This window comes from Pseudomonas sp. FP2300, from assembly GCF_030687595.1.
GTDB lineage: Bacteria > Pseudomonadota > Gammaproteobacteria > Pseudomonadales > Pseudomonadaceae > Aquipseudomonas > Aquipseudomonas bijieensis.
Window position 1 is genome coordinate 6,633,640 of sequence record NZ_CP117440.1, and the last position, 21,981, is coordinate 6,655,620.

The following is a 21,981-nucleotide window of genomic DNA, read 5'->3' on the forward strand; positions in this document are numbered from 1 at the left end:
CTACGTGAGATCCAGATCGATCCTGCCTTCGCTTTTGTTAGTCGCCTCGCTGCTGGGCGGCTGCGCCAGTTTTGATATCAGCCGCGAGCCTTCCCAAGCGTTGCCAGCCGCCGAATCCTCATTCGGCCGCTCGGTCCAGGCCCAAGCCGCGCCCCATGAAGGCCGTTCCGGCTTTCGGTTGCTCTCCGACAGCACCGAAGCCTTCACCGCCCGGGCCGAGCTGATCCGTCATGCCCAAAGCAGCCTGGACCTGCAGTATTACATCGTCCACGACGGTATCAGCACGCGGATGCTGGTGGATGAACTGCTCAAGGCCGCCGACCGGGGCGTGCGCGTGCGCATCCTGCTGGACGACACCACCAGCGACGGCCAGGATCAGATTATCGCGACCCTCGCCGCGCACCCGCGGATCCAGATTCGCCTGTTCAACCCCCTGCACCTGGGCCGCGCCACCGGCGTGACTCGTAGCCTCGGGCGCCTGTTCAACCTGTCGTTGCAGCATCGACGGATGCACAACAAGCTGTGGCTGGCGGACAACAGCATGGCCATCGTCGGCGGCCGCAATCTGGGCGATGAGTATTTCGACGCCGAACCCAACCTGAACTTTACCGACATCGACCTGCTCGGCGTCGGGCCGGTAGCCGAACAACTGGGGCACAGTTTCGACCAATATTGGAACAGCGCCCTGAGCAAGCCCATCGAACAGTTTCTGTCTCCTCGCCCCACGCCCAAGGACCTGGCCAACAGCCGCCTGCGCCTGCAAGAGTCCCTGGAGCAGACCCAGAAGGAAAACCACGCGCTCTACCAGCAACTGACCGCCTACAAGACCCAGCCGCGCCTGGATACTTGGCGTGACCAGTTGATCTGGGCCTGGAACCAGGCGCTGTGGGACGCGCCCAGCAAAGTGCTGGCCAAGGACGAGCCGGATCCGCAACTGTTGCTGACCACGCAACTGGGGCCCGAACTGACGGGGGTCAGCAAGGAACTGATCATGATTTCCGCCTACTTCGTCCCCGGCCAGCCAGGTTTGGTGTACCTGACCAGCCGCGCCGATGCCGGGGTGTCGGTGAGTCTCTTGACCAACTCCCTGGAAGCGACCGATGTGCCAGCGGTGCATGGCGGCTATGCGCCGTATCGCAGGGCGCTGCTGGAACATGGCGTGCGCCTGTTCGAGTTGCGACGGCAACCGGGCGACAAAGGCAGCAGCCCTCACCTGTTCTACAGCAAATCCTACGGCGAATCGGATTCCAGCCTGCACAGCAAGGCGATCATCTTCGACCAGCAAAAGTCCTTCATTGGCTCGTTCAATTTCGACCCGCGCTCGGTGCTGTGGAACACCGAGGTCGGCGTATTGGTGGACAGCCCGGAGCTTGCCGGCCAAGTCCGCGAGCTGGCCTTGCAGGGCATGGCGCCAGCGCTGAGTTATCAGGCTCGGCTGGAGAATGACAAGCTCGTATGGACCACCGAAGACAACGGCCAGACCCACGACCTGGGCCGCGAACCGGGCAGTTGGTGGCGCCGGTTCAATGCCTGGTTCGCCACGACCATCGGGTTGGAGCGGATGCTTTAGGCCCGGGCCGCTTTTGTGGCAAGGATGTTCAGGCCGTTTGTGTCGCCCCGAATGCCCCTTGGCGCAACAGCAGGATCACCAAGCCGAACGCCCCCGCCGCCATGAACAAAGGCAGCGCATGCCCACTGATCCATTGGCTGCCCGCTCCCGCCGCCAGCGGGCCGATCAGGCAACCGAGCCCCCACAACTGCGCGACATGAGCGTTGGCCCGTACCAGTGCATCGTCGCGGTAACGCTCGCCGATCAGGATCAGCGACAAGGTGAACAAACCTCCCGCGCTGGCGCCGAACAGCACCCACAGCGGCCAGATCAACAGGGTATCGATCAAAAGCGGAACCGCCAGGCTCGATAACGTCAGTGCCACCGCGCACCCCGTCAACAGCGCCCGGCGAGACACTCGATCGGCCAGGGCGCCAATGGGCAATTGCAGCAAGGCATCGCCGACCACCACGGTGCTGACCATCGCCAACGCAATGTCAGCGCTGAAGCCCTGGCGCAAGCAGTAGACCGGCAGCAACGTGAGGATCATCGCCTCGAACGCAGCGAACAACGACACCGCCCAGGCAATCGCCGGCAAACCTCGGCAAAACGTCCACAAATCGCCAAACGTGACGCTGCCGGCCTCGCTACTCGGTGCCCCGCTGCGGCCCAGCAACAGCAAGGGTGCGATCAACAGCAGGCCGACACCCACCCAGAAGCCGTAGTCATGATCGGTTCCAAGCGCTCCCAGCAGCAACGGGCCGGCCAACTGGCTCAGGGCATAGCTACTGCCATAAAGCGCCACCAGCCGTCCGCGCCATTGCTCAATGACCAGTTGGTTGATCCAGCTCTCGCCGAGAATGAACACCAGGGTCAGGACCACGCCAATCACCAGGCGCAGCACCAACCAGACCGGATAACTGGGCAACAGCGCCAGCAATCCGATGGACAGCGCCCCACCCCACAGGCACAGGCGCATCAACCTCGCCGTGCCGAACTGCGTCGCCAACCGACTCGACACCTTGGCCCCGAGCAACACCCCGACAGCCGGCATCGCAGCCATCACGCCAATGGCGAACGAGCCATAGCCCCAGCCCTCGAGACGCAGCGACACCAGCGGCATGCTTACGCCCAGGGCCAGGCCGACACTCAGGACAGACGCCAACACGGCGAAATAAGTCGCCCAACGCATTTCCACGCTCCTGTGGAGAGTTATCGATTTTTCAGGCATCACTACAAAACAATGTGGGAGCGAGCCTGCTCGCGATGCGGAGCAACATTCAACTGAATCGTCGACTGTCATACCGCTATCGCGAGCAGGCTCGCTCCCACAGGGAGATCAACACTGCATGAAGCCCCCGGTCACCCTGGGGGCCATCACCGTTACAGCTTGATCCAGGTCGCCTTCAGCTCGGTGTACTTGTCGAACGCATGCAGCGACTTGTCGCGGCCGTTGCCCGACTGCTTGAAGCCACCGAACGGCGCGGTCATGTCGCCACCGTCGTACTGGTTGACCCAAACGCTGCCGGCACGCAGGGCCTTGGCCGTCAGGTGGGCCTTGGAAATGTCCTTGGTCCATACCGCCGCAGCCAGGCCGTACGGCGTGTCGTTGGCGATCTGCACGGCTTCCTCGGCCGTGTCGAAGGCGATGACCGACAGCACCGGGCCGAAAATCTCTTCCTGGGCGATTTTCATCGCGTTGCTCACGCCATCGAAAATCGTCGGCTCGACATACGTGCCGCCGGTTTCCTCAAGAATGCGCTTGCCACCGGCCACCAGCTTCGCGCCGTCGCTGTGACCGGCCTCGATGTAGGACAGCACAGTGTTCATCTGCTGAGTGTCCACCAGTGCGCCAACATTGGTAGCTGGGTCCAGGGGGTTGCCGGGCTTCCAGCCCTTGAGGGCTTCGATCACCAGCGGCAGGAAGGTGTCCTTGATAGAGCGTTCCACCAACAGCCGCGAACCGGCAGTGCAGACTTCGCCCTGGTTGAACGCGATGGCGCTGGCGGCGGATTCGGCAGCGGCTTGCAGATCCGGGGCATCGGCAAACACGATGTTCGGGCTCTTGCCGCCGGCTTCCAGCCAGACACGCTTCATGTTGGATTCGCCGGAGTAAATCATCAGTTGCTTGGCGATCTTGGTGGAGCCAGTGAACACCAGGGTATCGACGTCCATGTGCAGGGCCAGGGCCTTGCCGACGGTATGGCCGTAGCCCGGCAGTACGTTCAGCACACCTTTCGGAATGCCGGCTTCGATCGCCAGGGCAGCGATACGGATGGCGGTCAGCGGGGATTTTTCCGACGGCTTGAGCACCACCGAGTTGCCGGTGGACAGCGCCGGACCAAGCTTCCAGCAGGCCATCATCAGCGGGAAGTTCCACGGCACGATAGCGCCCACGACGCCCACCGGCTCACGGGTTACCAGGCCCAACTGATCGTGCGGGGTGGCCGCCACTTCGTCGTAGAGCTTATCGATGGCTTCGCCGCTCCAGCTCAACGCTTGAGCTGCGCCTGGGACGTCGATGTTCAGCGAGTCGCTGATCGGCTTGCCCATGTCCAGGGTTTCGAGCAGGGCCAACTCTTCGGCGTTCTGCCTGAGCAGGCCGGCGAAACGAATCATGGTGGCTTTGCGCTTGCTTGGCGCCAGGCGCGACCAGACGCCGGAATTGAAAGTGGCGCGGGCGTTTTCGACGGCACGCTGGGCGTCGGCAACGTCACAGCTGGCGATCTTGCCGAGCAGGCGGCCATCGACCGGACTGAGGCAATCGAAGGTTTCGCCGGACACCGCATCGGTGTACTCGCCGTTGATAAAGGCACGGCCTTCGATCTTCAGGTCGCGGGCGCGTTGTTCCCAATCGGCACGAGTCAGGGTGGTCATGCGTGTGTCCTCCTCTTATTGAGTAAGAACGCCGCGCAATGCGCAGCGCTCAACGAATTCTGCCCGGCCAGCCTGTTTCCCGCGCTGTTTTCGGCGCTATCTTCGGCACAGGGCACCCGCCACCCTAAACCAGCGGCTGGTCATGTTTCAATATATTTGACATAACGCCGGTAAACGGCCTTGCGATGTTCGTTTTAATAAACATAGACTCGAAACCTTCCAAGCCATCACCGGGATCTACCGCATGAGCATTCAGGACATCGTCGATTTCAGCCAGGCCAATACCCCTGCCGAACGCTATCGCCCGGACGCGGCCAAAGTGTTCAAGGGCGATCCCGAACAAACCGTGTTCAACCACTACAGCAGCCCCTGCGGGCAAATGAATGCGGGCGTATGGGAAGGCGCCGTCGGTCAGTGGATGGTCAACTACACCGAGCATGAATATTGCGAGATCGTCCAGGGCGTTTCCGTGCTGCGCGACGACGATGGCAATGCCAAGACCTTGCGGGCCGGCGACCGTTTTGTCATTCCAGCGGGGTTCAAGGGCACCTGGGAAGTGCTGGAGTCGTGCCGCAAGATCTATGTGGTCTTCGAGCAGAAGGCTTGAGCCCCGCTGAAAAAGCCGCTGACACTCTTTCGCTGGTCGGTGACCACCACTGCAGATGAAACTGCCCCCCGGGCGCCACGCATTTTATCGTCACAACGGCAACGCACAGGACGTGCGGCCGAGCCGACAGGTGAGCGCCCCAACTCTATGACTATTTGCAAGGAGGCAACATGCCCGTCTTACCCGATCAAGGCGACACCGTCGTCATTCCCATGCCGACCGATCAATGCGATCTCGCCATCGCCCAATACACCATCGGCCAAAAATGCACCCCTGAACTGCTTGAAGAAGTTCGCGCCCTGGCCAATGGGGCTCCCGTGCGCGCCACGGGCCCGAAGTATCCTACGAGCTGGGATCTGCGCCCGCGACGCATCAACCTGCACACCAATGCCGACAGGATCATTGTGAGCATCAACTGCGGCTGATCGACTTCACACGCACAACAAAAAAGGCCCGTATCTCGCGATACGGGCCTTTTTCGTAAGAAGGGAAAAATCAATTACTTGATTTTGCCTTCCTTGTAGATCACGTGCTTGCGAACAACCGGATCATATTTCTTGATCTCGATTTTGTCCGGGGTAGTACGCTTGTTCTTGTCGGTAGTGTAGAAGTGACCAGTACCGGCGCTCGAGATCAAACGAATCAATTCACGCATGATTAGCTCCCTTAAACCTTGCCATCGCGACGAAGTTCGGCCAGCACGACACTGATGCCACGCTTGTCGATGATGCGCATGCCCTTGGCAGATACGCGCAGACGCACAAAACGTTTCTCTTCTTCAACCCAGAAGCGGTGATGCTGCAGGTTCGGCAGGAAACGACGACGGGTTTTGTTGTTTGCGTGGGAAATGTTATTCCCAGTCACCGGACCCTTACCGGTAACTTGACAGACTCTCGACATGCCTCAGCCCTCTAAAACCACATGCCCAACCCGGCATGGGTTGGCCGCTTAATCTCTCAGTCATTTGGCGCCAGGCGCCGCGTTTCTTTAAGGGTCTTACCGGCTACACCTACAGTGAAGGAACCGGGCCCCTAGAAAAGAGCGCTGCTTTATACCAGAAAGACCACAGCGCAACAACAGCCGATGTGATTTGTCTTCACCGGGAATGCTCGACCAACCGCCCCGGACGGCTGGAGTAAAGGCCGGCGCGGCCCGTTACCACTCGTCGCTGCGCGCAGGTTTTTTTCACCCGCGACGGTTTTGAGCCATCAACGCGCCGGCGCAGAGTGCCGGAAAATGCAAAAAGGGGATAGTCATTTAGCGACGAGCCCACTAGGGTAGGCCTTTTCCAGACTGCACTCGCAGATGGGCCTTCGACTTGCACAGGAAACCGACCATGCGCCTCGCTGCCCTACCATTGTTGCTCGCCCCTCTGCTGATTACCCCGCAGGCCTTGGCCGCCGCCCTGAGCGTCTGCACCGAAGCCAGCCCGGAAGGGTTCGATGTCGTCCAGTACAACTCCCTGACGACTACCAACGCCTCTGCCGACGTGCTGATGAACCGCCTGGTGGATTTCGACACCGCCAGCGGCAAGGTGGTCCCCAGCCTGGCCGAGCACTGGGAAGTCTCGACCGACGGCCTGACCTACCTGTTCAAGCTACGCCCACAGGTCAAGTTCCATCGTACCGAGTACTTCACGCCGCGCCGCGACCTGACCGCCGAAGATGTGAAATTCAGCTTCGAACGCATGCTCGACCCGGCGAATCCTTGGCACAAGGTTGCGCAGAGTGGTTTCCCCCACGCCCAGTCCATGCAGCTACCCGCTCTGATCAAGAAAATCGACGCACTGGACCCGTTGACCGTTCGCTTCACCCTCGATCACGCGGACTCGACCTTCCTGGCGACGTTGAGCATGGGCTTTGCCTCCATCTATTCGGCCGAATACGCCGATCAGTTGCTCAAGGCCGGCACACCGGAAAAACTCAACAGCCAACCGATCGGTACCGGCCCATTCATTTTCAACCGATTCCAGAAAGACGCCTCAATTCGCTACAAGGCCAACGCTGATTATTTTGGCGGCAAGCCCCAAGTGGACCCGCTGGTTTTCGCGATCACGCCGGATGCCAACGTTCGCCTGCAGAAACTGCGGCGCAATGAATGCCAGATCGCCTTGTCACCCAAGCCACTGGATGTACAGGCCGCCCGCCAGGAGCCCACGCTGAGCGTGGCCCAGACCGACGCCTTCATGACCGCGTTCGTGGCGATCAACAGCCAGCATCCGCCGCTGGACAAACCTGAGGTGCGTCAAGCCATCAACCTGGCATTCGACAAGGCCAGCTACCTCAAGACTGTCTTCGAAGGCACCGCCGAAGCCGCCAATGGCCCCTACCCGCCGAACACCTGGAGCTATGCCAAGAGCCTGCCGGGCTACACCCATGACCCAGCCAAGGCTCGTGAATTGCTGGCCAAGGCCGGTTTGAAGGAGGGTTTCCAGACCACCATCTGGACTCGTCCATCCGGCAGCCTGCTGAACCCCAACCCCAGCGTCGGCGCGCAACTGCTGCAGTCCGACCTGGCGGAAATTGGCATCCAGGCCGAAATCCGCGTGATCGAATGGGGCGAACTGATCCGCCGCGCCAAAGCCGGCGAACATGACCTGCTGTTCATGGGCTGGGCGGGCGACAACGGCGACCCGGACAACTTCCTCACACCGCAGTTTTCCTGCGCAGCGGTCAAGTCCGGGACCAACTTCGCCCGCTACTGCAACCCGGACCTGGACAAACTGATCAGCGCCGGCAAGACCACCGGCGAACAGGGTGTGCGTGCCAAGCTCTACGAACAGGCACAGGCGCAGATCCAGCAACAGGCCCTGTGGCTGCCGCTGGCCCACCCAACGGCGTTCGCGCTGACCCGCAAGGATGTGCAGGGTTATGCGGTCAGCCCGTTTGGGCGGCAGGATTACTCCAAAGTCAGCCTCAAGTAACCCCGGCCCCCAGAGCCCCGCCGGGGGAGCCTGTGGGAGCAAAGCTTGCTCGCGATGACGCCATCACATACAACCCTTGTGTTGGCTGTAAAACCGCTATCGCGAGCAAGCTTTGCTCCCACAAGGGATTATTCAAGCCTGACCGGGCCTACATCCACCCATACTCCGCCATCGACAGCGGCTCCCCCTCGCCAACGATGAAATGATCGAGCACCCGCACATCGATCAGCTCCAGCGCCTCCTGAAGCCGTTCAGTGAGCACCCGGTCGGCCTGGCTGGGTTCGGTATTGCCGGAGGGATGGTTGTGGCACAGGATCAATGCAGCGGCGTTATGGGCCAGGGCACGCTTGACCACCTGCCGGGGATAGACGCTGGCGCTGTCGATGGAGCCGCGAAACAACGCCTCATATGCCAGCACCCGATGCCGGGAATCCAGGAAAAGACATCCAAATACCTCATGGGGCTCGTGGCGCAGCATGGCCTTGAGGTAGTCCCGCACTGCCAGCGGACTTTCCAGTACAGAATCTCGTCGCAGGTTTTCGGCCAGATGCCGACGGCCCATTTCGAGCACAGCCTGCAACTGCGCGAACTTCGCCGGCCCCAGGCCCAGGTGCGCGCTGAAGGTGCGCAGATCGGCCTCCAGGAGAATCCGCAGGCCGCCGAACTGATGCAGCAGATGTCGCGCCAGGTCCACCGCACTTTTCCCGGACACCCCCGTGCGCAGGAAAATCGCCAACAGCTCGGCATCCGAAAGACTCGCCGCCCCCCACTCCAATAACCTCTCCCGCGGCCGCTCGGCCGTCGGCCAATCCCGAATACTCATGACATCTCCCTGATTGTGGCACCGCTGTTCCATAGCGGTCGCTGTGATATCGTAGCCCATCTTTTTTGCAGGCGATTTGCCCCTGGCAGCGGCCAAGGGGGTCACCTCGCACTGACCACTGAAATCGAAAGGCAGGCCTATGCAGCGGCTGTATCGGAAACGCATCGTTCTGGGCGTCGGCGGCGGCATTGCCGCCTACAAGAGCGCCGAGCTGGTTCGCAGGCTTATCGACCAGGGCGCGGAAGTACGGGTCGTCATGACCCGCGGCGGCGCTGAATTCATCACCCCGCTGACTATGCAGGCCCTGTCCGGGCACCCGGTCCACCTGGATTTGCTCGACCCGGCGGCAGAGGCCGCCATGGGCCATATCGAACTGGCCAAGTGGGCCGACCTGGTGCTGATCGCCCCGGCTACCGCCGACCTGATCGCCCGCCTGGCCCAGGGCATCGCCGATGACCTGTTGACCACCCTGGTGCTCGCCACCGACGCGGTAGTCGCCGTGGCGCCGGCCATGAACCAGGCCATGTGGCGCGACCCGGCCACCCAGGCCAACCTGCAATTGCTCCAAAGCCGCGCCCTGAAAGTCTTCGGCCCGGCCTCTGGCAGCCAGGCCTGCGGCGATGTCGGCATGGGCCGCATGCTTGAAGCCACCGACCTGGCCCAGTGCGCCGCCGACTGCTTCCAGCGCCAGGCCCTGACCGGCAAGCACGTGCTGATCACCGCCGGGCCGACCCAGGAAAACATCGACCCGGTGCGCTACATCACCAACCACAGCTCCGGAAAAATGGGCTTCGCCCTGGCCGAAGCCGCCGTGGAAGCCGGCGCCCGGGTAACGCTGATCACCGGCCCCGTGCATTTGCCGACCCCGGACCGGGTCACCCGCATCGACGTGGTCAGCGCCCGGGACATGCTCGCCGCCTGCGAAGCAGCCATCCCGTGCGACCTGTTCATCGCCTCGGCGGCGGTAGCGGACTACCGCCCGGAAGTAGTCGCCCCGCAAAAATTGAAGAAAGACCCTACAAGCGGCGACGGCCTGCTACTACAAATGGTGCGCAACCCGGACATCCTGGCCAGCATCGCCACCCGCCCCGACCGCCCGTTCAGTGTCGGCTTCGCCGCCGAGACCGAACACCTGCTCGATTACGCCGCGCGCAAGCTCAAGGACAAGAATCTGGACTTGATCGTCGCCAACGACGTCGCCAACCCGAGCATCGGCTTCAACAGCGAAGAAAACGCCTGCAGCGTGATCGATCGTCAGTTGCATGCCACACTTTTCGCCCAGACCAGCAAGAGCAAGATCGCTCGCCAACTGATCACTTTTATCGCCGAACGGCTGAACCAGGTTTAATTTTCATGCACGCTCTACAAGCCAAGATTCTCGACCCACGCATCGGCAACGAATTCCCGCTGCCGCAATACGCCACACCGGGCTCCGCCGGCCTCGACCTACGGGCCATGCTCAAGCAGGACACAATCCTGGAGCCGGGCCAGACCCTACTGATCCCTACCGGCCTGTCGGTGTACATCGGCGACCCGGGCCTGGCCGCGCTGATCCTGCCACGCTCGGGCCTGGGCCATAAGCACGGCATCGTACTGGGCAACCTGGTAGGCCTGATCGACTCCGATTACCAGGGCGAACTGATGGTCTCGTGCTGGAACCGCGGCCAGACGGCGTTCAACATCGCCGTGGGCGAACGCATCGCGCAGTTGGTGCTGGTTCCGGTGGTCCAGGCCCACTTCGAATTGGTCGAAGAATTCGACGAAAGCCAGCGCGGTGCCGGTGGTTTCGGGCATTCCGGCAGCCATTGACCGGCGGTTTCAGGCCGGGCGTCCTGCCCGGCCCGTTTATTAAGCTTCTATTTCAGGACAAAAAATGCGCAATGGCTTTCTGCTAGGTTTCCCACCCGGAATCAATGTATTAGGCGAGCGAGGCCGGGGTAACGCTGTCTCATGGCATTTTCCCACCACGAACTCTCTGTCAAAAACGCCGTCATACCCTTCAGCTTGAGCCTGCCGACGCCCATCGTCGGCCTGTCCAGTCACCTTCCTGATAGAGCGCCCCGCCCATGAACACCCCAGCCGCAATCGCCCCGATCTTCCCTGAAAGCATTTTCCGCGCCTACGACATCCGTGGCGTGGTACCGGAAACCCTCACCGCCGAAACCGCCTACTGGATCGGCCGCGCCATTGGCTCCCAGAGCCTGGCCCAGGGCGAACCGAACGTGTGTGTCGGCCGTGACGGCCGTCTGTCGGGCCCCGAGCTGGTCGAACAACTGATCAAAGGCGTTGCCGACAGCGGCTGCCACGTCAGCGACGTGGGCCTGGTGCCGACCCCGGCGCTGTACTACGCCGCCAACGTGCTGGCCGGTAAATCCGGCGTGATGCTCACCGGCAGCCACAACCCGTCGAACTACAACGGTTTCAAGATCGTCATCGCCGGCGACACCCTCGCCAACGAGCAGATCCAGGCCCTGCACACCCGCCTCAAGACCAACGACCTGAGCAGCGGCCAGGGCAGCATCACCAAAGTCGATATCCTCGAGCGCTACAACGACGAAATCGTCAAGGACGTGAAACTCGCCCGCCGCCTGAAAGTGGTGGTCGACTGCGGCAACGGCGCGGCCGGCGTGATCGCCCCGCAACTGATCGAAGCCCTGAACTGCGAAGTCATCCCACTGTTCTGCGACGTGGACGGCAACTTCCCTAACCACCACCCGGACCCGGGCAAGCTGGAAAACCTCGAAGACCTGATCGCCAAGGTCAAGGAAACCAACGCCGACCTGGGCCTGGCCTTCGACGGTGACGGCGACCGCGTGGGCGTGGTGACCAATACCGGCAGCGTGGTGTTCCCCGACCGCCTGCTGATGCTGTTCGCTCGCGACGTGGTGGCGCGCAATCCGAACGCCGAAATCATCTTCGACGTTAAGTGCACCCGTCGCCTGGTGCCGTTGATCAAGGAATATGGCGGTCGTCCATTGATGTGGAAAACCGGTCATTCGTTGATCAAGAAGAAAATGAAACAAAGCGGCGCCCTGCTGGCCGGCGAAATGAGCGGCCACATCTTCTTCAAGGAGCGCTGGTTCGGTTTCGACGACGGTATCTACAGCGCCGCGCGCCTGCTGGAAATCCTCAGCAAGGAGAAATCCACGGCCGAAGAGCTGTTCGCGACCTTCCCGAACGATATTTCTACGCCAGAAATCAATATCCATGTGACCGAAGAGAGCAAATTCAGCATCATTGATGCACTGCACGACGCTCAATGGGGCGAAGGCGCCGAACTGACCACCATCGACGGTGTGCGGGTCGACTATCCCCACGGCTGGGGCCTGGTTCGCGCATCCAACACCACACCGGTGCTGGTGCTGCGTTTCGAGGCCGACAACGAAACCGAGCTGCAGCGCATCAAGGATGTGTTCCACAGCCAACTCAAACGTGTTGCACCTGATCTCCAACTACCGTTTTGATTTTTTGAAGCACTACCGGAGCCCTGAATGACCCTCGAACGCGAAGCCGCCGCCAACACCGCCAAGGTCCTGTCCGAAGCGTTGCCTTATATCCGACGCTACGTCGGCAAGACCCTGGTGATCAAATACGGCGGCAACGCGATGGAAAGCGAGGAGCTGAAAACCGGCTTCGCCCGCGACATCGTGCTGATGAAGGCCGTGGGCATCAACCCGGTGGTCGTACACGGCGGCGGCCCGCAGATCGGTGACCTGCTCAAGCGCCTGTCGATCGAGAGCCACTTCATCGATGGCATGCGCGTCACCGACGCGCAGACCATGGATGTGGTGGAAATGGTCCTGGGCGGCCAGGTCAACAAGGACATCGTCAACCTGATCAACCGCCACGGCGGCAGCGCCATTGGCCTGACAGGGAAGGACGCCGAGCTGATCCGGGCGAAAAAACTCACCGTCACCCGCCAGACCCCGGAAATGACCCAGCCGGAAATCATCGACATCGGTCACGTGGGCGAAGTGGTCGGCATCAACACCGACCTGCTGAACCTGCTGGTCAAGGGCGATTTCATCCCGGTCATCGCGCCAATCGGCGTGGGCGCCAACGGTGAGTCGTACAACATCAACGCTGACCTGGTGGCCGGCAAGGTTGCCGAAGCGCTGAAAGCTGAAAAGCTGATGCTGCTGACCAACATCGCCGGCCTGATGGACAAGTCGGGCAAGGTCCTGACCGGGCTGTCGACCCAGCAGGTCGACGACCTGATCGCCGACGGCACCATCTACGGCGGCATGCTGCCCAAGATCCGTTGCGCGCTGGAAGCGGTACAGGGCGGCGTCGGCAGCTCGCTGATCATCGACGGCCGGGTGCCGAATGCGATCCTGCTGGAAATCTTCACTGATACCGGCGTGGGTACATTGATCAGTAATCGCAAGCGTCCTTAAGCGATTCCTGTAAAAAAAGACCCCGTTCAACCTGGTTGAGCGGGGTCTTTTTTTGCCTTCCTCCCTGTGGGAGCGAGCTTGCTCGCTCCCACAGGGAGATTGCGCAGGTCTATTAGACGCCGAACTGCGCCCGATAAGCCTCGACCGCCGGCAAATGCTGCTTGAGCTGCGGATCGTCGGCCAAAAACTCCAGCACCTGGTTCAGCGACACGATGCTGATCACCGGGATGCCGAAGTCGCGCTCCACTTCCTGGATCGCCGACAGTTCACCGTTGCCGCGCTCCTGACGGTTCAGGGCGATCAGCACGCCGGCGGCCTTGGCGCCTTCCTGGGAACCGATGATCTGCATCACTTCGCGGATCGCGGTGCCGGCGGTGATCACGTCGTCGATGATCAATACTTCGCCAGTCAGTGGCGCGCCCACCAGGCTGCCGCCTTCGCCATGGGCCTTGGCTTCCTTGCGGTTGAAGCACCAAGGCAAGTCACGGCCGTGGTGTTCGGCCAGGGCGACGGCAGTAGTGGCGGCCAGCGGGATGCCTTTGTAGGCCGGGCCGAACAGCACGTCGAACGGGATGCCGCTCTCGACGATGGCCGCCGCATAGAAACGGCCCAACTGCGCCAGGGCTGTACCGGTGTTGAACAGGCCGGCATTGAAGAAGTACGGGCTGGTGCGCCCAGACTTGAGGGTGAACTCACCGAAGCGCAAAACGCCGCGATCGATGGCAAAACGAATGAAATCGCGCTGATACGCCTGCATGAAAAAAAGCCTCAAATACCGCGGATTTAGCTAAATAGGTACACGCCGTGTATCATACACGCACGTGATTTTTGGGGCCATTTATGCGGATCATCAGTGTGAACGTCAATGGTATTCAGGCTGCAGTCGAGCGTGGTTTGCTCAGTTGGCTGCAAGCACAGAATGCCGACGTCATCTGCCTGCAGGACACCCGCGCCTCCGCCTTTGAACTTGACGATGCAGCCTTCCAACTGGATGGTTACTTCCTTTATGCCTGCGATGCCGAAGTCCCCGCCCAGGGTGGCGTGGCTTTGTACTCGCGGCTGCAACCGAAGGCTGTCATCAACGGTCTTGGTTTCGAGACGGCGGACCGCTACGGGCGCTACCTGCAAGCCGATTTCGACAAGGTCAGCATCGCGACCTTACTGCTCCCTTCGGGGCAGAACGGCGATGAAGATTTGAATCAGAAATTCAAGTTGATGGACGATTTCGCCCGTTACCTGGATAAACAGCGGCGCAAACGTCGCGAGTACATTTATTGTGGCTCGCTGTACGTGGCGCAACAGAAGCTGGATATCAAGAACTGGCGCGACAGCCAACAATCTCCTGGCTTCCTGGCGCCGGAACGGGCCTGGATGGACGAGATCATTGGCAACATGGGCTATGTCGATGCCCTGCGTGAAGTCAGCCGTGAAGGTGATCAGTACAGCTGGTGGCCGGACAACGAGCAGGCCGAGATGCTCAACCTCGGTTGGCGTTTCGACTACCAGTTGCTGACGCCTGGGCTGCGCCGTTTCGTACGCAGCGCCCGCCTGCCGCGCCAGCCACGGTTCTCGCAGCATGCGCCGCTGATCGTGGATTACGACTGGACCCTGACCATCTAAGTCTATCCGCGACATCCCGCAGGTCGACTGCCTAAAGAAAATGCCCGTTTCGCAAGAGACGGGCATTTTTCATGGAGCACGCTAGCGCGTCGAACATCAAGCCGCGGCAAAAAACGGCAGGGCAAGGTACAACTTGATGACGATGACGTTAATGATATCGATGAAGAACGCCCCCACCATGGGCACCACCAGGAATGCTATCTGCGAAGGTCCGTAGCGCTGCGTCACTGCCTGCATGTTGGCGATGGCCGTCGGCGTGGCACCCAACCCGAAACCACAATGCCCTGCCGCCAATACCGCGGCATCGTAATGACTGCCCATGAGCCTGAACGTCACGAAAATCGCGAATAGCGCCATGACCAATGTCTGGGCCGCCAGGATAATAAAGATCGGCAAGGCCAGTGAGGCCAGGTCCCACAACTTGAGTGACATCAAGGCGATCGCCAGGAACAGCGACAGGCTGACATTGCCGAGCACGGACACTTCTCGCTCGAATACTTGATACAGGCCCAGTGCCGAAAGCCCATTACGTAGGACCACTCCCACGAACAAGACGCAAACGAACGTCGGCAATTCGAAAGCCGTTTCGTGGAGCTGATCATTCAAGAGCGTACCGGCCAACAGACTGACCGCGATCAGGGCGAGCGTCTCGATGAACGAAAACGGCGTGATCGAGCGCTCTTTGTTCGGCTGCTCGAAGCCCTTGGGCACCCGGGGCTTTTCTGGCTCAAGGCAGCCGGGTGACTGGACACGCTTGATGAGCAGGCGAGCGACCGGACCACCGATCAAGCCACCCAACACCAAGCCGAACGTTGCAGAAGCCATCGCCAACTCGGAGGCGGAGGCCAGGCCGAACTTCTCACTGAACACCGTCCCCCACGCTGCGCCGGTCCCGTGACCGCCCGACAAGGTGATCGAGCCTGTCAGCAACCCCATCAGCGGATCGAGCCCCAGCGCTTTTGCGAGCCCGATACCCATGGCGTTCTGGACCAGCAGCAGCCCGACAACCGCTAACAGGAAAATGCCCACGACCCGCCCGCCTTTCTTCAGGCTGGCGAAGTCCGCACTCAGGCCAATGGTGGCAAAAAACGCCAGCATCAACGGTGTTTGCAGTGAAGTATCGAATCGAACTTCAACTTCAAGCCCCCGCAAAGCCAACAGGGCCAAGGCAACTACCAGGCCACCCGCCACAGGCTCAGGGATATTGTAGGCGCGTAGAAAACCAACACGCGTAACAAGCCCACGCCCCAGTAACAGCACTAAAGAGGCGGCGACAAGTGTTCCATAGAAATCGAGTTGAAACATGAATGTTTATCTTCGGGTATATATTCAGGGGCGAACTTTTTACCTGGGCACGCCGCTTGAACAGGTTGATTGCCTCAGCATTGATTGGCTTTGAATTCAAGGACCTTCAATGGTCTGAATATATCGAAATATTTCTGAGGGAATATAACGTGGAGCAACTCTATCAATCGACGAGCGCTATTGCCAAGCACATGGACCGCATTGGAACTTCGTGAGTTGTGACTAAAAGTTTAAGAGCAATACATATACGCGCACGATAACGCGCCAGGCAATTGGATGCCGTATATGGAGAGAAACATTTTTTATAAAAAACAATGCCCCGATAAGTCGGGGCATTGTTCTTGAATCGCAGCGTTGATCGTTATTTGACCAAGCGCCAGGTAAACGGATACCGATACGGATGCCCCTCATTGGCCTTCACGCCACCGATGATGGTCAACACCAACGCACCGATGGCCACCAGGCCGAACAGGAAGAAGCCGATCACCACGACCATCAGCAACAGGCAGATCGCCGAAGCAATGGCAACGGTGATCTGGAAGTTCAACGCTTCCTTGCCCTGGGCGTCGATGAACGGGTCGGACTCGCGCTTGAGCTGCCAGAGCACCAGCGGCCCGATCAGCGTACCGAACGGAATCCAGATCCCCAACAAGGCGGACAGGTGACAAAACATTGCCCATTGACGTGCCTCTTTGCTCGGCTGGGGCAGCAGGACTTGCTCATCACTCATGACACTCTCCTTGTCTGAAGCGTGGATCGATCAGTCAGCCAACGCGGCTTTTTGCAGTTCGAAGATCTCGTTCATGCCTTTCTTCGCCAACTCCAGCATAGCGTTCAATTCTTCCGGCTGGAACGGTGCACCCTCGGCGGTGCCCTGAACCTCGATGAAGCCGCCGGCACTGGTCATGACCACGTTCAGGTCGGTCTCGGCGGCGGAATCTTCCAGGTAATCCAGGTCCAGCACCGGTTCACCCTGGTACATACCCACGGAAACGGCGGCGATCATTTGCTTGAGCGGGTCGCCGCCCTTGAGGCCGCCGCGCTTCTTGATCACTTTCAAGGCATCGACCAGGGCGACCATGGCCCCGGTGATGGACGCGGTACGCGTACCGCCGTCAGCCTGGATCACGTCGCAATCGACATACAGCGTCACATCGCCCAACTTGGACATGTCCAGCGCGGCGCGCAGCGAACGGCCGATCAGGCGCTGGATTTCCAGGGTACGACCGCCCTGCTTGCCACGGCTGGCCTCGCGCTGGTTCCGCTCGCCTGTGGCGCGCGGCAGCATGCCGTATTCGGCGGTCAACCAGCCCTGGCCCTGGCCCTTGAGGAACCGTGGCACGCCGTTTTCGACGCTGACGGTGCAGATGACCTTGGTATCACCGAATTCGACCAGTACAGATCCCTCGGCGTGTTTGGTGTAGTTGCGGGTAATGCGGATCGAGCGAAGCTGATCGGCAGCGCGACCACTTGGACGTTTCATAGGGAACACCTGTACAGAGGACGGAAAACTGCCGAGCATTATAGAGCCGTGAACCGTCATAGGGCAGTTAAACGTAGCGCAGCTCTAAAAGCCGACACGAGCGAAGCTCCTCAAAGGCCCGCCCGACGGGTTGCAGCGCTTTGTCACATGCCCGGTTTGGGGCCAGGGGCTCACTGCGCTACAATCCTGCGCCTTTGCTGCCCTTGGGCTTTTATTTACAGATCCCAGGCCCACGACCACCGTCGTGCCGGCCTGCATTGCGAGGAACCTCCATGGTGCACAGCATGACCGCCTTCGCCCGCGTCGAAAAGGCCGGGGTCCAAGGCACGCTGAGCTGGGAACTGCGCTCGGTCAACAGCCGTTACCTGGAGCCGCACCTGCGCCTGCCCGAATCCTTTCGCGACCTCGAAGGCGGCGTGCGCGAGGCACTGCGCCAGGGCCTGTCCCGGGGCAAGCTGGAATGCACCCTGCGTTTCACCGAAGAAAGCACTGGCAAAGCCCTGCAAGTGGACCGCGAGCGCGCCGCGCAACTGGTCGCAGCAGCCGAAACCGTTGCCAGCCTGATCAAGAACCCTGCGGCCCTGAATCCGTTGGAAGTCCTCGCCTGGCCCGGCGTGCTGGTGGGTGATGCGAGCGACCCGCAAGCGCTGAACGCCGAGGCGATGGCGTTGTTCAATGAAGGGCTCAGGGAACTCAAGGCCGGCCGCGAGCGTGAAGGCGCGGAGCTGGCCCGGCTGATCAACGAGCGCCTGACCTCCATTGAGGAAGACGTCAGCACCCTGCGCGAGCTAGTCCCGCAGATGCTCGCTACCCAGCGCCAGAAAGTCCTCGATCGCTTCGCCGACATGAAGGCCGAGCTGGATCCGCAGCGCCTGGAGCAGGAAATGGTCATGCTCGCGCAAAAGAGCGACGTGGCCGAAGAACTGGATCGCCTGAGCACCCACATCATCGAAGTTCGCCGGGTGCTCAAGTCCGGTGGTGCGGCCGGTCGCCGCCTGGACTTCCTGATGCAGGAACTCAACCGCGAAGCCAATACACTGGGCTCCAAAGCCTTCGACCCGCGCAGCACCCAGGCGGCGGTCAACCTCAAGGTGTTGATCGAGCAAATGCGCGAACAAGTGCAGAACATTGAGTAAGGCTAACCCGACATGACCCACAGCACCGGCACTCTCTACATCATTTCCGCGCCCTCGGGCGCCGGCAAGACCAGCCTGGTCAAGGCACTGATCGATGCCGAGCCGCAGATCCGCGTCTCGGTCTCGCACACCACCCGCGCCATGCGCCCGGGCGAAGTCAACGGCGTGAATTATCACTTCGTCGATCGCGAAGAATTCGTGAAGATGGCCGAGCACGGCGACTTCCTGGAGCGCGCCGAAGTCTTCGGCAACCTCTATGGCACTTCGCAAAGCTATCTGCAGCAGACCCTCGACGAAGGCCACGACCTGATCCTGGAGATCGATTGGCAAGGCGCCGAGCAGGTGCGCAAGCTGATGCCCCAGGCCCGTTCGATCTTCATCCTCCCGCCGAGCCAGCAGGCCTTGCGCCAGCGCCTGACCAACCGTGGCCAGGACAGTGACGAAATCATCGAAGGCCGGATGCGCGAAGCGGTCAGCGAAATGAGCCATTACGTCGACTATGATTACCTGATCATCAACGACGATTTCGCCCATGCACTGGACGACCTGAAGGCGATTTTCCGCGCCAGCCAGTTGCAGCAGAAACGCCAACAGCAACGTTTCGGCAAACTATTGGCCGAACTGCTGGGCTGAACAGCCCTTCCCAAAACCGCTGCGACGGCTTTACATTGGTACTCGCAGCGCGCCGAGGGGTTTGGTTAAAAAATCAGCGCTTCCCTAAACGCTGGTGTTTTTTTAAACTGTCGAGTCCGCTCGCCCAACCGGGCAGCGCGCATATTGCATTCGCTCCGAGGAATACCATGGCCCGCGTAACCGTTGAAGACTGCCTAGAACACGTGGAAAACCGCTTTGAGCTGGTCATGCTCTCTACCAAGCGTGCCCGTCAACTGGCCACCGGTGGCAAAGAGCCGTTGGTCCAGTGGGAAAACGACAAGCCTACCGTGGTAGCGCTGCGTGAAATCGCCGAAGGCCTGATGAGCTACGAGTTCATCGCCAACGCTGAAATCGTCGAAGACGAACCGCTGTTCGCAGCGTTCGAGGACGAGTCCAACGAGGCGGTCTAAGCCTATGCCTGGTCGACGTAGCACGGCGCGGGGTCACAGCAAACGGCAGGAGTCATCATCATGCCGAGCATAGACGCCCTCGCCGATCGCTTATCGGCCTACCTCGGCACGGACCAGGTCAATCTGGTCCGCCGAGCCTACTTCTACGCCGAACAAGCCCACGACGGCCAGCGCCGCCGCAGCGGCGAGGCGTACGTCACGCATCCGCTTGCGGTGGCGAACATTCTTGCCGACATGCACATGGACCATCAGAGCCTGATGGCGGCGATGCTGCATGACGTGATCGAAGACACCGGCATTGCCAAGGAAGCGCTGCAAGCGCAGTTCGGCGAAACCGTGGCCGAACTGGTCGACGGGGTCAGCAAACTGACCCAGATGAACTTCGAGACCAAGGCCGAGGCCCAGGCCGAGAACTTCCAGAAAATGGCCATGGCCATGGCGCGCGACATCCGCGTGATCCTGGTCAAGCTCGCCGACCGCCTGCACAACATGCGCACCCTGGAAGTCCTCTCCGGCGAAAAACGCCGGCGCATTGCCAAGGAAACCCTGGAAATCTATGCGCCCATCGCCAATCGCCTGGGCATGCATGCGATCCGCATCGAGTTCGAAGACCTCGGTTTCAAGGCCATGCACCCGATGCGTTCGGCGCGGATCAACCAGGCCGTCAAGCGCGCCCGGGGCAACCGCAAGGAAATCGTCAACAAGATCGAAGAGTCCCTGAGCCACTGCCTGGCGATCGACGGCATCGAAGGCGAAGTCAGCGGGCGGCAGAAACACCTCTACGGCATCTACAAGAAAATGCGCGGCAAGCGTCGGGCCTTCAACGAGATCATGGATGTCTATGCGTTCCGGATCATCGTCGACAAGGTCGATACCTGCTACCGCGTACTCGGCGCTGTGCATAATTTGTACAAACCGTTGCCGGGGCGCTTCAAGGACTACATCGCAATTCCCAAGGCCAACGGCTATCAGTCGCTGCACACCACGCTGTTCGGCATGCACGGCGTACCGATCGAAATCCAGATCCGCACCCGTGAAATGGAAGAAATGGCCAACAACGGCATCGCCGCCCACTGGCTCTACAAATCCAGCGGTGACGAACAGCCCAAGAGCACCCACGCCCGCGCCCGGCAATGGGTCAAGGGCGTGCTGGAAATGCAGCAGCGGGCCGGCAATTCCCTGGAGTTCATCGAGAGCGTGAAGATCGACCTGTTCCCGGACGAGGTCTACGTCTTCACGCCCAAGGGCCGGATCATGGAGCTGCCCAAAGGCTCCACCGCCGTGGACTTTGCCTATGCGGTACACACCGACGTCGGCAACAGCTGCATCGCGTGCCGGATCAACCGCCGCCTGGCGCCGTTGTCCGAACCGCTGCAAAGCGGCTCCACGGTGGAAATCGTCAGCGCGCCCGGCGCCCGGCCGAACCCGGCGTGGCTCAATTTCGTGGTCACCGGCAAAGCCCGCACACACATCCGCCATGCCTTGAAACTGCAACGCCGCTCCGAATCCATCAGCCTTGGCGAGCGCCTGCTGAACAAGGTGCTGAACGGTTTCGACAGCGCGCTGGACAAGATCCCGGCCGAGCGCGTGCAAGCGATGCTCCACGAATACCGCCTCGAACTGATCGAAGACCTGCTGGAAGACATCGGCCTGGGCAATCGCATGGCCTATGTCGTCGCCCGCCGCCTGCTCGGCGAGGGCGAACAGTTGCCAAGCCCCGAAGGCCCGCTGGCGATTCGCGGCACCGAAGGCCTGGTGCTCAGCTATGCCAAGTGTTGCACGCCGATCCCGGGCGACCCGATTGTCGGCCACCTGTCTGCCGGCAAAGGGATGGTGGTGCACCTGGACAACTGCCGCAACATCAGCGAAATCCGCCACAACCCGGAAAAATGCATCCAGCTCTCCTGGGCCAAGGATGTCACCGGCGAATTCAACGTCGAGCTGCGGGTCGAGCTGGAACACCAGCGCGGCCTGATCGCCCTGCTGGCCAGCAGCGTCAACGCCGCCGACGGCAACATCGAAAAAATCAGCATGGACGAGCGCGATGGCCGCATCAGCGTCGTTCAATTGGTGGTCAGCGTGCACGACCGTGTGCACCTGGCCCGCGTGATCAAGAAACTGCGTGCCCTGACCGGCGTCATCCGCATCACCCGGATGCGCGCATAGCGTCGCGTACAGGCCTATTGCTTACAAGGAG

Annotated in this window: 21 protein-coding genes and 1 pseudogene; 13 read left to right on the forward strand and 9 right to left on the reverse strand. The window is 60.8% G+C overall.

The genetic code is table 11. The annotated features are described in order from the left end of the window. Positions 1-4 precede the first annotated feature (4 nt). A complete protein-coding gene (locus PSH86_RS29675; protein ID WP_109752707.1) occupies positions 5-1,570 on the forward strand; it encodes a phospholipase D family protein in 1,566 nt (521 codons plus the stop codon). A gap of 28 nt (positions 1,571-1,598) precedes the next feature. Here PSH86_RS29675 and PSH86_RS29680 read toward each other — a convergent pair whose 3' ends face one another. Both PSH86_RS29680 and PSH86_RS29685 read right to left on the reverse strand, forming a co-directional pair. Further along, positions 1,599-2,741, reverse strand: a complete 1,143-nt coding sequence (locus PSH86_RS29680; RefSeq protein ID WP_163856183.1) for an MFS transporter — start codon at positions 2,739-2,741, stop codon at positions 1,599-1,601. Positions 2,742-2,932: 191 nt separating this feature from the next. Beyond that, complete coding sequence (locus PSH86_RS29685) at positions 2,933-4,426, reverse strand: aldehyde dehydrogenase (RefSeq protein WP_109752709.1); 1,494 nt, start codon at positions 4,424-4,426, stop codon at positions 2,933-2,935. A 244-nt stretch (positions 4,427-4,670) separates the two neighbouring features. Between PSH86_RS29685 and PSH86_RS29690 the strand changes: the two genes are divergently transcribed. Both PSH86_RS29690 and PSH86_RS29695 read left to right on the forward strand, forming a co-directional pair. Next, positions 4,671-5,033, forward strand: a complete 363-nt coding sequence (locus PSH86_RS29690) for a cupin domain-containing protein (RefSeq protein ID WP_305486773.1) — start codon at positions 4,671-4,673, stop codon at positions 5,031-5,033. A gap of 170 nt (positions 5,034-5,203) precedes the next feature. Further along, entirely contained in the window at positions 5,204-5,458 is a 255-nt protein-coding gene (locus PSH86_RS29695; protein WP_232199874.1) for a peptidase inhibitor, read from the forward strand. Positions 5,459-5,532: 74 nt separating this feature from the next. Here the strand turns inward: PSH86_RS29695 and rpmG are convergent, their stop codons facing one another. Together rpmG and rpmB are read right to left on the reverse strand one after the other, a co-directional pair. Next, a complete protein-coding gene (rpmG, locus tag PSH86_RS29700) occupies positions 5,533-5,688 on the reverse strand; it encodes a 50S ribosomal protein L33 (protein ID WP_003177274.1) in 156 nt (51 codons plus the stop codon). Positions 5,689-5,699: 11 nt separating this feature from the next. Then, positions 5,700-5,933: a 50S ribosomal protein L28 gene (gene rpmB / locus PSH86_RS29705; protein ID WP_003177273.1), complete on the reverse strand. Its 234-nt coding sequence runs from the start codon at positions 5,931-5,933 to the stop codon at positions 5,700-5,702. 436 nt (positions 5,934-6,369) lie between these two features. Here rpmB and PSH86_RS29710 point away from each other — a divergent pair, with 436 nt between their 5' ends. Further along, positions 6,370-7,956, forward strand: a complete 1,587-nt coding sequence (locus PSH86_RS29710; protein WP_109752711.1) for an ABC transporter substrate-binding protein — start codon at positions 6,370-6,372, stop codon at positions 7,954-7,956. A gap of 148 nt (positions 7,957-8,104) precedes the next feature. Here the strand turns inward: PSH86_RS29710 and radC are convergent, their stop codons facing one another. After that, a complete protein-coding gene (gene radC / locus PSH86_RS29715) occupies positions 8,105-8,779 on the reverse strand; it encodes a DNA repair protein RadC (protein ID WP_116833744.1) in 675 nt (224 codons plus the stop codon). A 139-nt stretch (positions 8,780-8,918) separates the two neighbouring features. Here radC and coaBC point away from each other — a divergent pair, with 139 nt between their 5' ends. From coaBC to argB, 4 genes and pseudogenes are all read left to right on the forward strand, one after another. Then, complete coding sequence (coaBC, locus tag PSH86_RS29720) at positions 8,919-10,127, forward strand: bifunctional phosphopantothenoylcysteine decarboxylase/phosphopantothenate--cysteine ligase CoaBC (protein WP_305486778.1); 1,209 nt, start codon at positions 8,919-8,921, stop codon at positions 10,125-10,127. A 5-nt stretch (positions 10,128-10,132) separates the two neighbouring features. Continuing rightward, positions 10,133-10,588: a dUTP diphosphatase gene (gene dut, locus PSH86_RS29725; RefSeq protein WP_003206867.1), complete on the forward strand. Its 456-nt coding sequence runs from the start codon at positions 10,133-10,135 to the stop codon at positions 10,586-10,588. Positions 10,589-10,839: 251 nt separating this feature from the next. Continuing rightward, a pseudogene (locus PSH86_RS29730) lies at positions 10,840-12,243 on the forward strand (phosphomannomutase/phosphoglucomutase); the annotation flags it as partial. 27 nt (positions 12,244-12,270) lie between these two features. Further along, positions 12,271-13,176 (forward strand): acetylglutamate kinase, encoded by a 906-nt coding sequence (gene argB, locus PSH86_RS29735; RefSeq protein WP_003206871.1) that lies wholly within the window; start codon positions 12,271-12,273, stop codon positions 13,174-13,176. A gap of 112 nt (positions 13,177-13,288) precedes the next feature. On the opposite strand, the gene pyrE is transcribed toward argB, so the two are convergent. Beyond that, entirely contained in the window at positions 13,289-13,933 is a 645-nt protein-coding gene (pyrE, locus tag PSH86_RS29740) for an orotate phosphoribosyltransferase (RefSeq protein ID WP_109752715.1), read from the reverse strand. Positions 13,934-14,016: 83 nt separating this feature from the next. Between pyrE and PSH86_RS29745 the strand changes: the two genes are divergently transcribed. Next, positions 14,017-14,796, forward strand: coding sequence for an exodeoxyribonuclease III (locus PSH86_RS29745; protein ID WP_013694557.1), 780 nt, complete (start codon positions 14,017-14,019; stop codon positions 14,794-14,796). A gap of 96 nt (positions 14,797-14,892) precedes the next feature. Here PSH86_RS29745 and gltS read toward each other — a convergent pair whose 3' ends face one another. From gltS to rph, 3 genes are all read right to left on the reverse strand, one after another. Beyond that, positions 14,893-16,101, reverse strand: coding sequence for a sodium/glutamate symporter (gltS, locus tag PSH86_RS29750; RefSeq protein ID WP_109752716.1), 1,209 nt, complete (start codon positions 16,099-16,101; stop codon positions 14,893-14,895). A 361-nt stretch (positions 16,102-16,462) separates the two neighbouring features. Next, on the reverse strand, positions 16,463-16,831 hold the full coding sequence (locus tag PSH86_RS29755; RefSeq protein ID WP_305486783.1) for a DUF4870 domain-containing protein: 369 nt from the start codon (positions 16,829-16,831) through the stop codon (positions 16,463-16,465). 30 nt (positions 16,832-16,861) lie between these two features. Continuing rightward, positions 16,862-17,584, reverse strand: coding sequence for a ribonuclease PH (gene rph / locus PSH86_RS29760; protein ID WP_003177262.1), 723 nt, complete (start codon positions 17,582-17,584; stop codon positions 16,862-16,864). Between the two features lie 272 nt (positions 17,585-17,856). On the opposite strand from rph, the gene PSH86_RS29765 reads away from it, so the two are divergent. The 4 genes from PSH86_RS29765 (at position 17,857) to spoT (ending at position 21,950) form a co-directional block, all read left to right on the forward strand. Then, positions 17,857-18,720 carry a YicC/YloC family endoribonuclease gene (locus PSH86_RS29765; protein WP_305486785.1) on the forward strand — a complete coding sequence of 288 codons (864 nt, stop codon included), beginning with the start codon at positions 17,857-17,859 and terminating at the stop codon, positions 18,718-18,720. 12 nt (positions 18,721-18,732) lie between these two features. Beyond that, the gene (gene gmk, locus PSH86_RS29770) at positions 18,733-19,353 is read left to right on the forward strand and encodes a guanylate kinase (protein WP_053126561.1); all 621 of its coding nucleotides are present in this window, start codon (positions 18,733-18,735) and stop codon (positions 19,351-19,353) included. A gap of 167 nt (positions 19,354-19,520) precedes the next feature. After that, positions 19,521-19,784 (forward strand): DNA-directed RNA polymerase subunit omega, encoded by a 264-nt coding sequence (rpoZ, locus tag PSH86_RS29775; protein ID WP_003177259.1) that lies wholly within the window; start codon positions 19,521-19,523, stop codon positions 19,782-19,784. 60 nt (positions 19,785-19,844) lie between these two features. Next, positions 19,845-21,950: a bifunctional GTP diphosphokinase/guanosine-3',5'-bis pyrophosphate 3'-pyrophosphohydrolase gene (spoT, locus tag PSH86_RS29780; RefSeq protein ID WP_109752721.1), complete on the forward strand. Its 2,106-nt coding sequence runs from the start codon at positions 19,845-19,847 to the stop codon at positions 21,948-21,950. Positions 21,951-21,981: the final 31 nt, after the last annotated feature.

Bases quoted from the DNA above. Each gene is read 5' to 3' on its own strand.
- PSH86_RS29755 (WP_305486783.1), bottom strand. From the start codon at position 16,831: ATGAGTGATGAGCAAGTCCTGCTGCCCCAGCCGAGCAAAGAGGCACGT.
- spoT (WP_109752721.1), top strand. From the start codon at position 19,845: ATGCCGAGCATAGACGCCCTCGCCGATCGCTTATCGGCCTACCTCGGC.
- pyrE (WP_109752715.1), bottom strand. From the start codon at position 13,933: ATGCAGGCGTATCAGCGCGATTTCATTCGTTTTGCCATCGATCGCGGC.
- argB (WP_003206871.1), top strand. From the start codon at position 12,271: ATGACCCTCGAACGCGAAGCCGCCGCCAACACCGCCAAGGTCCTGTCC.
- PSH86_RS29710 (WP_109752711.1), top strand. From the start codon at position 6,370: ATGCGCCTCGCTGCCCTACCATTGTTGCTCGCCCCTCTGCTGATTACC.
- PSH86_RS29690 (WP_305486773.1), top strand. From the start codon at position 4,671: ATGAGCATTCAGGACATCGTCGATTTCAGCCAGGCCAATACCCCTGCC.
- PSH86_RS29685 (WP_109752709.1), bottom strand. From the start codon at position 4,426: ATGACCACCCTGACTCGTGCCGATTGGGAACAACGCGCCCGCGACCTG.
- radC (WP_116833744.1), bottom strand. From the start codon at position 8,779: ATGAGTATTCGGGATTGGCCGACGGCCGAGCGGCCGCGGGAGAGGTTA.
- rpoZ (WP_003177259.1), top strand. From the start codon at position 19,521: ATGGCCCGCGTAACCGTTGAAGACTGCCTAGAACACGTGGAAAACCGC.
- PSH86_RS29745 (WP_013694557.1), top strand. From the start codon at position 14,017: ATGCGGATCATCAGTGTGAACGTCAATGGTATTCAGGCTGCAGTCGAG.
- PSH86_RS29695 (WP_232199874.1), top strand. From the start codon at position 5,204: ATGCCCGTCTTACCCGATCAAGGCGACACCGTCGTCATTCCCATGCCG.
- dut (WP_003206867.1), top strand. From the start codon at position 10,133: ATGCACGCTCTACAAGCCAAGATTCTCGACCCACGCATCGGCAACGAA.
- gmk (WP_053126561.1), top strand. From the start codon at position 18,733: ATGACCCACAGCACCGGCACTCTCTACATCATTTCCGCGCCCTCGGGC.
- PSH86_RS29765 (WP_305486785.1), top strand. From the start codon at position 17,857: ATGGTGCACAGCATGACCGCCTTCGCCCGCGTCGAAAAGGCCGGGGTC.
- rpmG (WP_003177274.1), bottom strand. From the start codon at position 5,688: ATGCGTGAATTGATTCGTTTGATCTCGAGCGCCGGTACTGGTCACTTC.
- PSH86_RS29680 (WP_163856183.1), bottom strand. From the start codon at position 2,741: ATGCGTTGGGCGACTTATTTCGCCGTGTTGGCGTCTGTCCTGAGTGTC.
- gltS (WP_109752716.1), bottom strand. From the start codon at position 16,101: ATGTTTCAACTCGATTTCTATGGAACACTTGTCGCCGCCTCTTTAGTG.
- coaBC (WP_305486778.1), top strand. From the start codon at position 8,919: ATGCAGCGGCTGTATCGGAAACGCATCGTTCTGGGCGTCGGCGGCGGC.
- rph (WP_003177262.1), bottom strand. From the start codon at position 17,584: ATGAAACGTCCAAGTGGTCGCGCTGCCGATCAGCTTCGCTCGATCCGC.
- rpmB (WP_003177273.1), bottom strand. From the start codon at position 5,933: ATGTCGAGAGTCTGTCAAGTTACCGGTAAGGGTCCGGTGACTGGGAAT.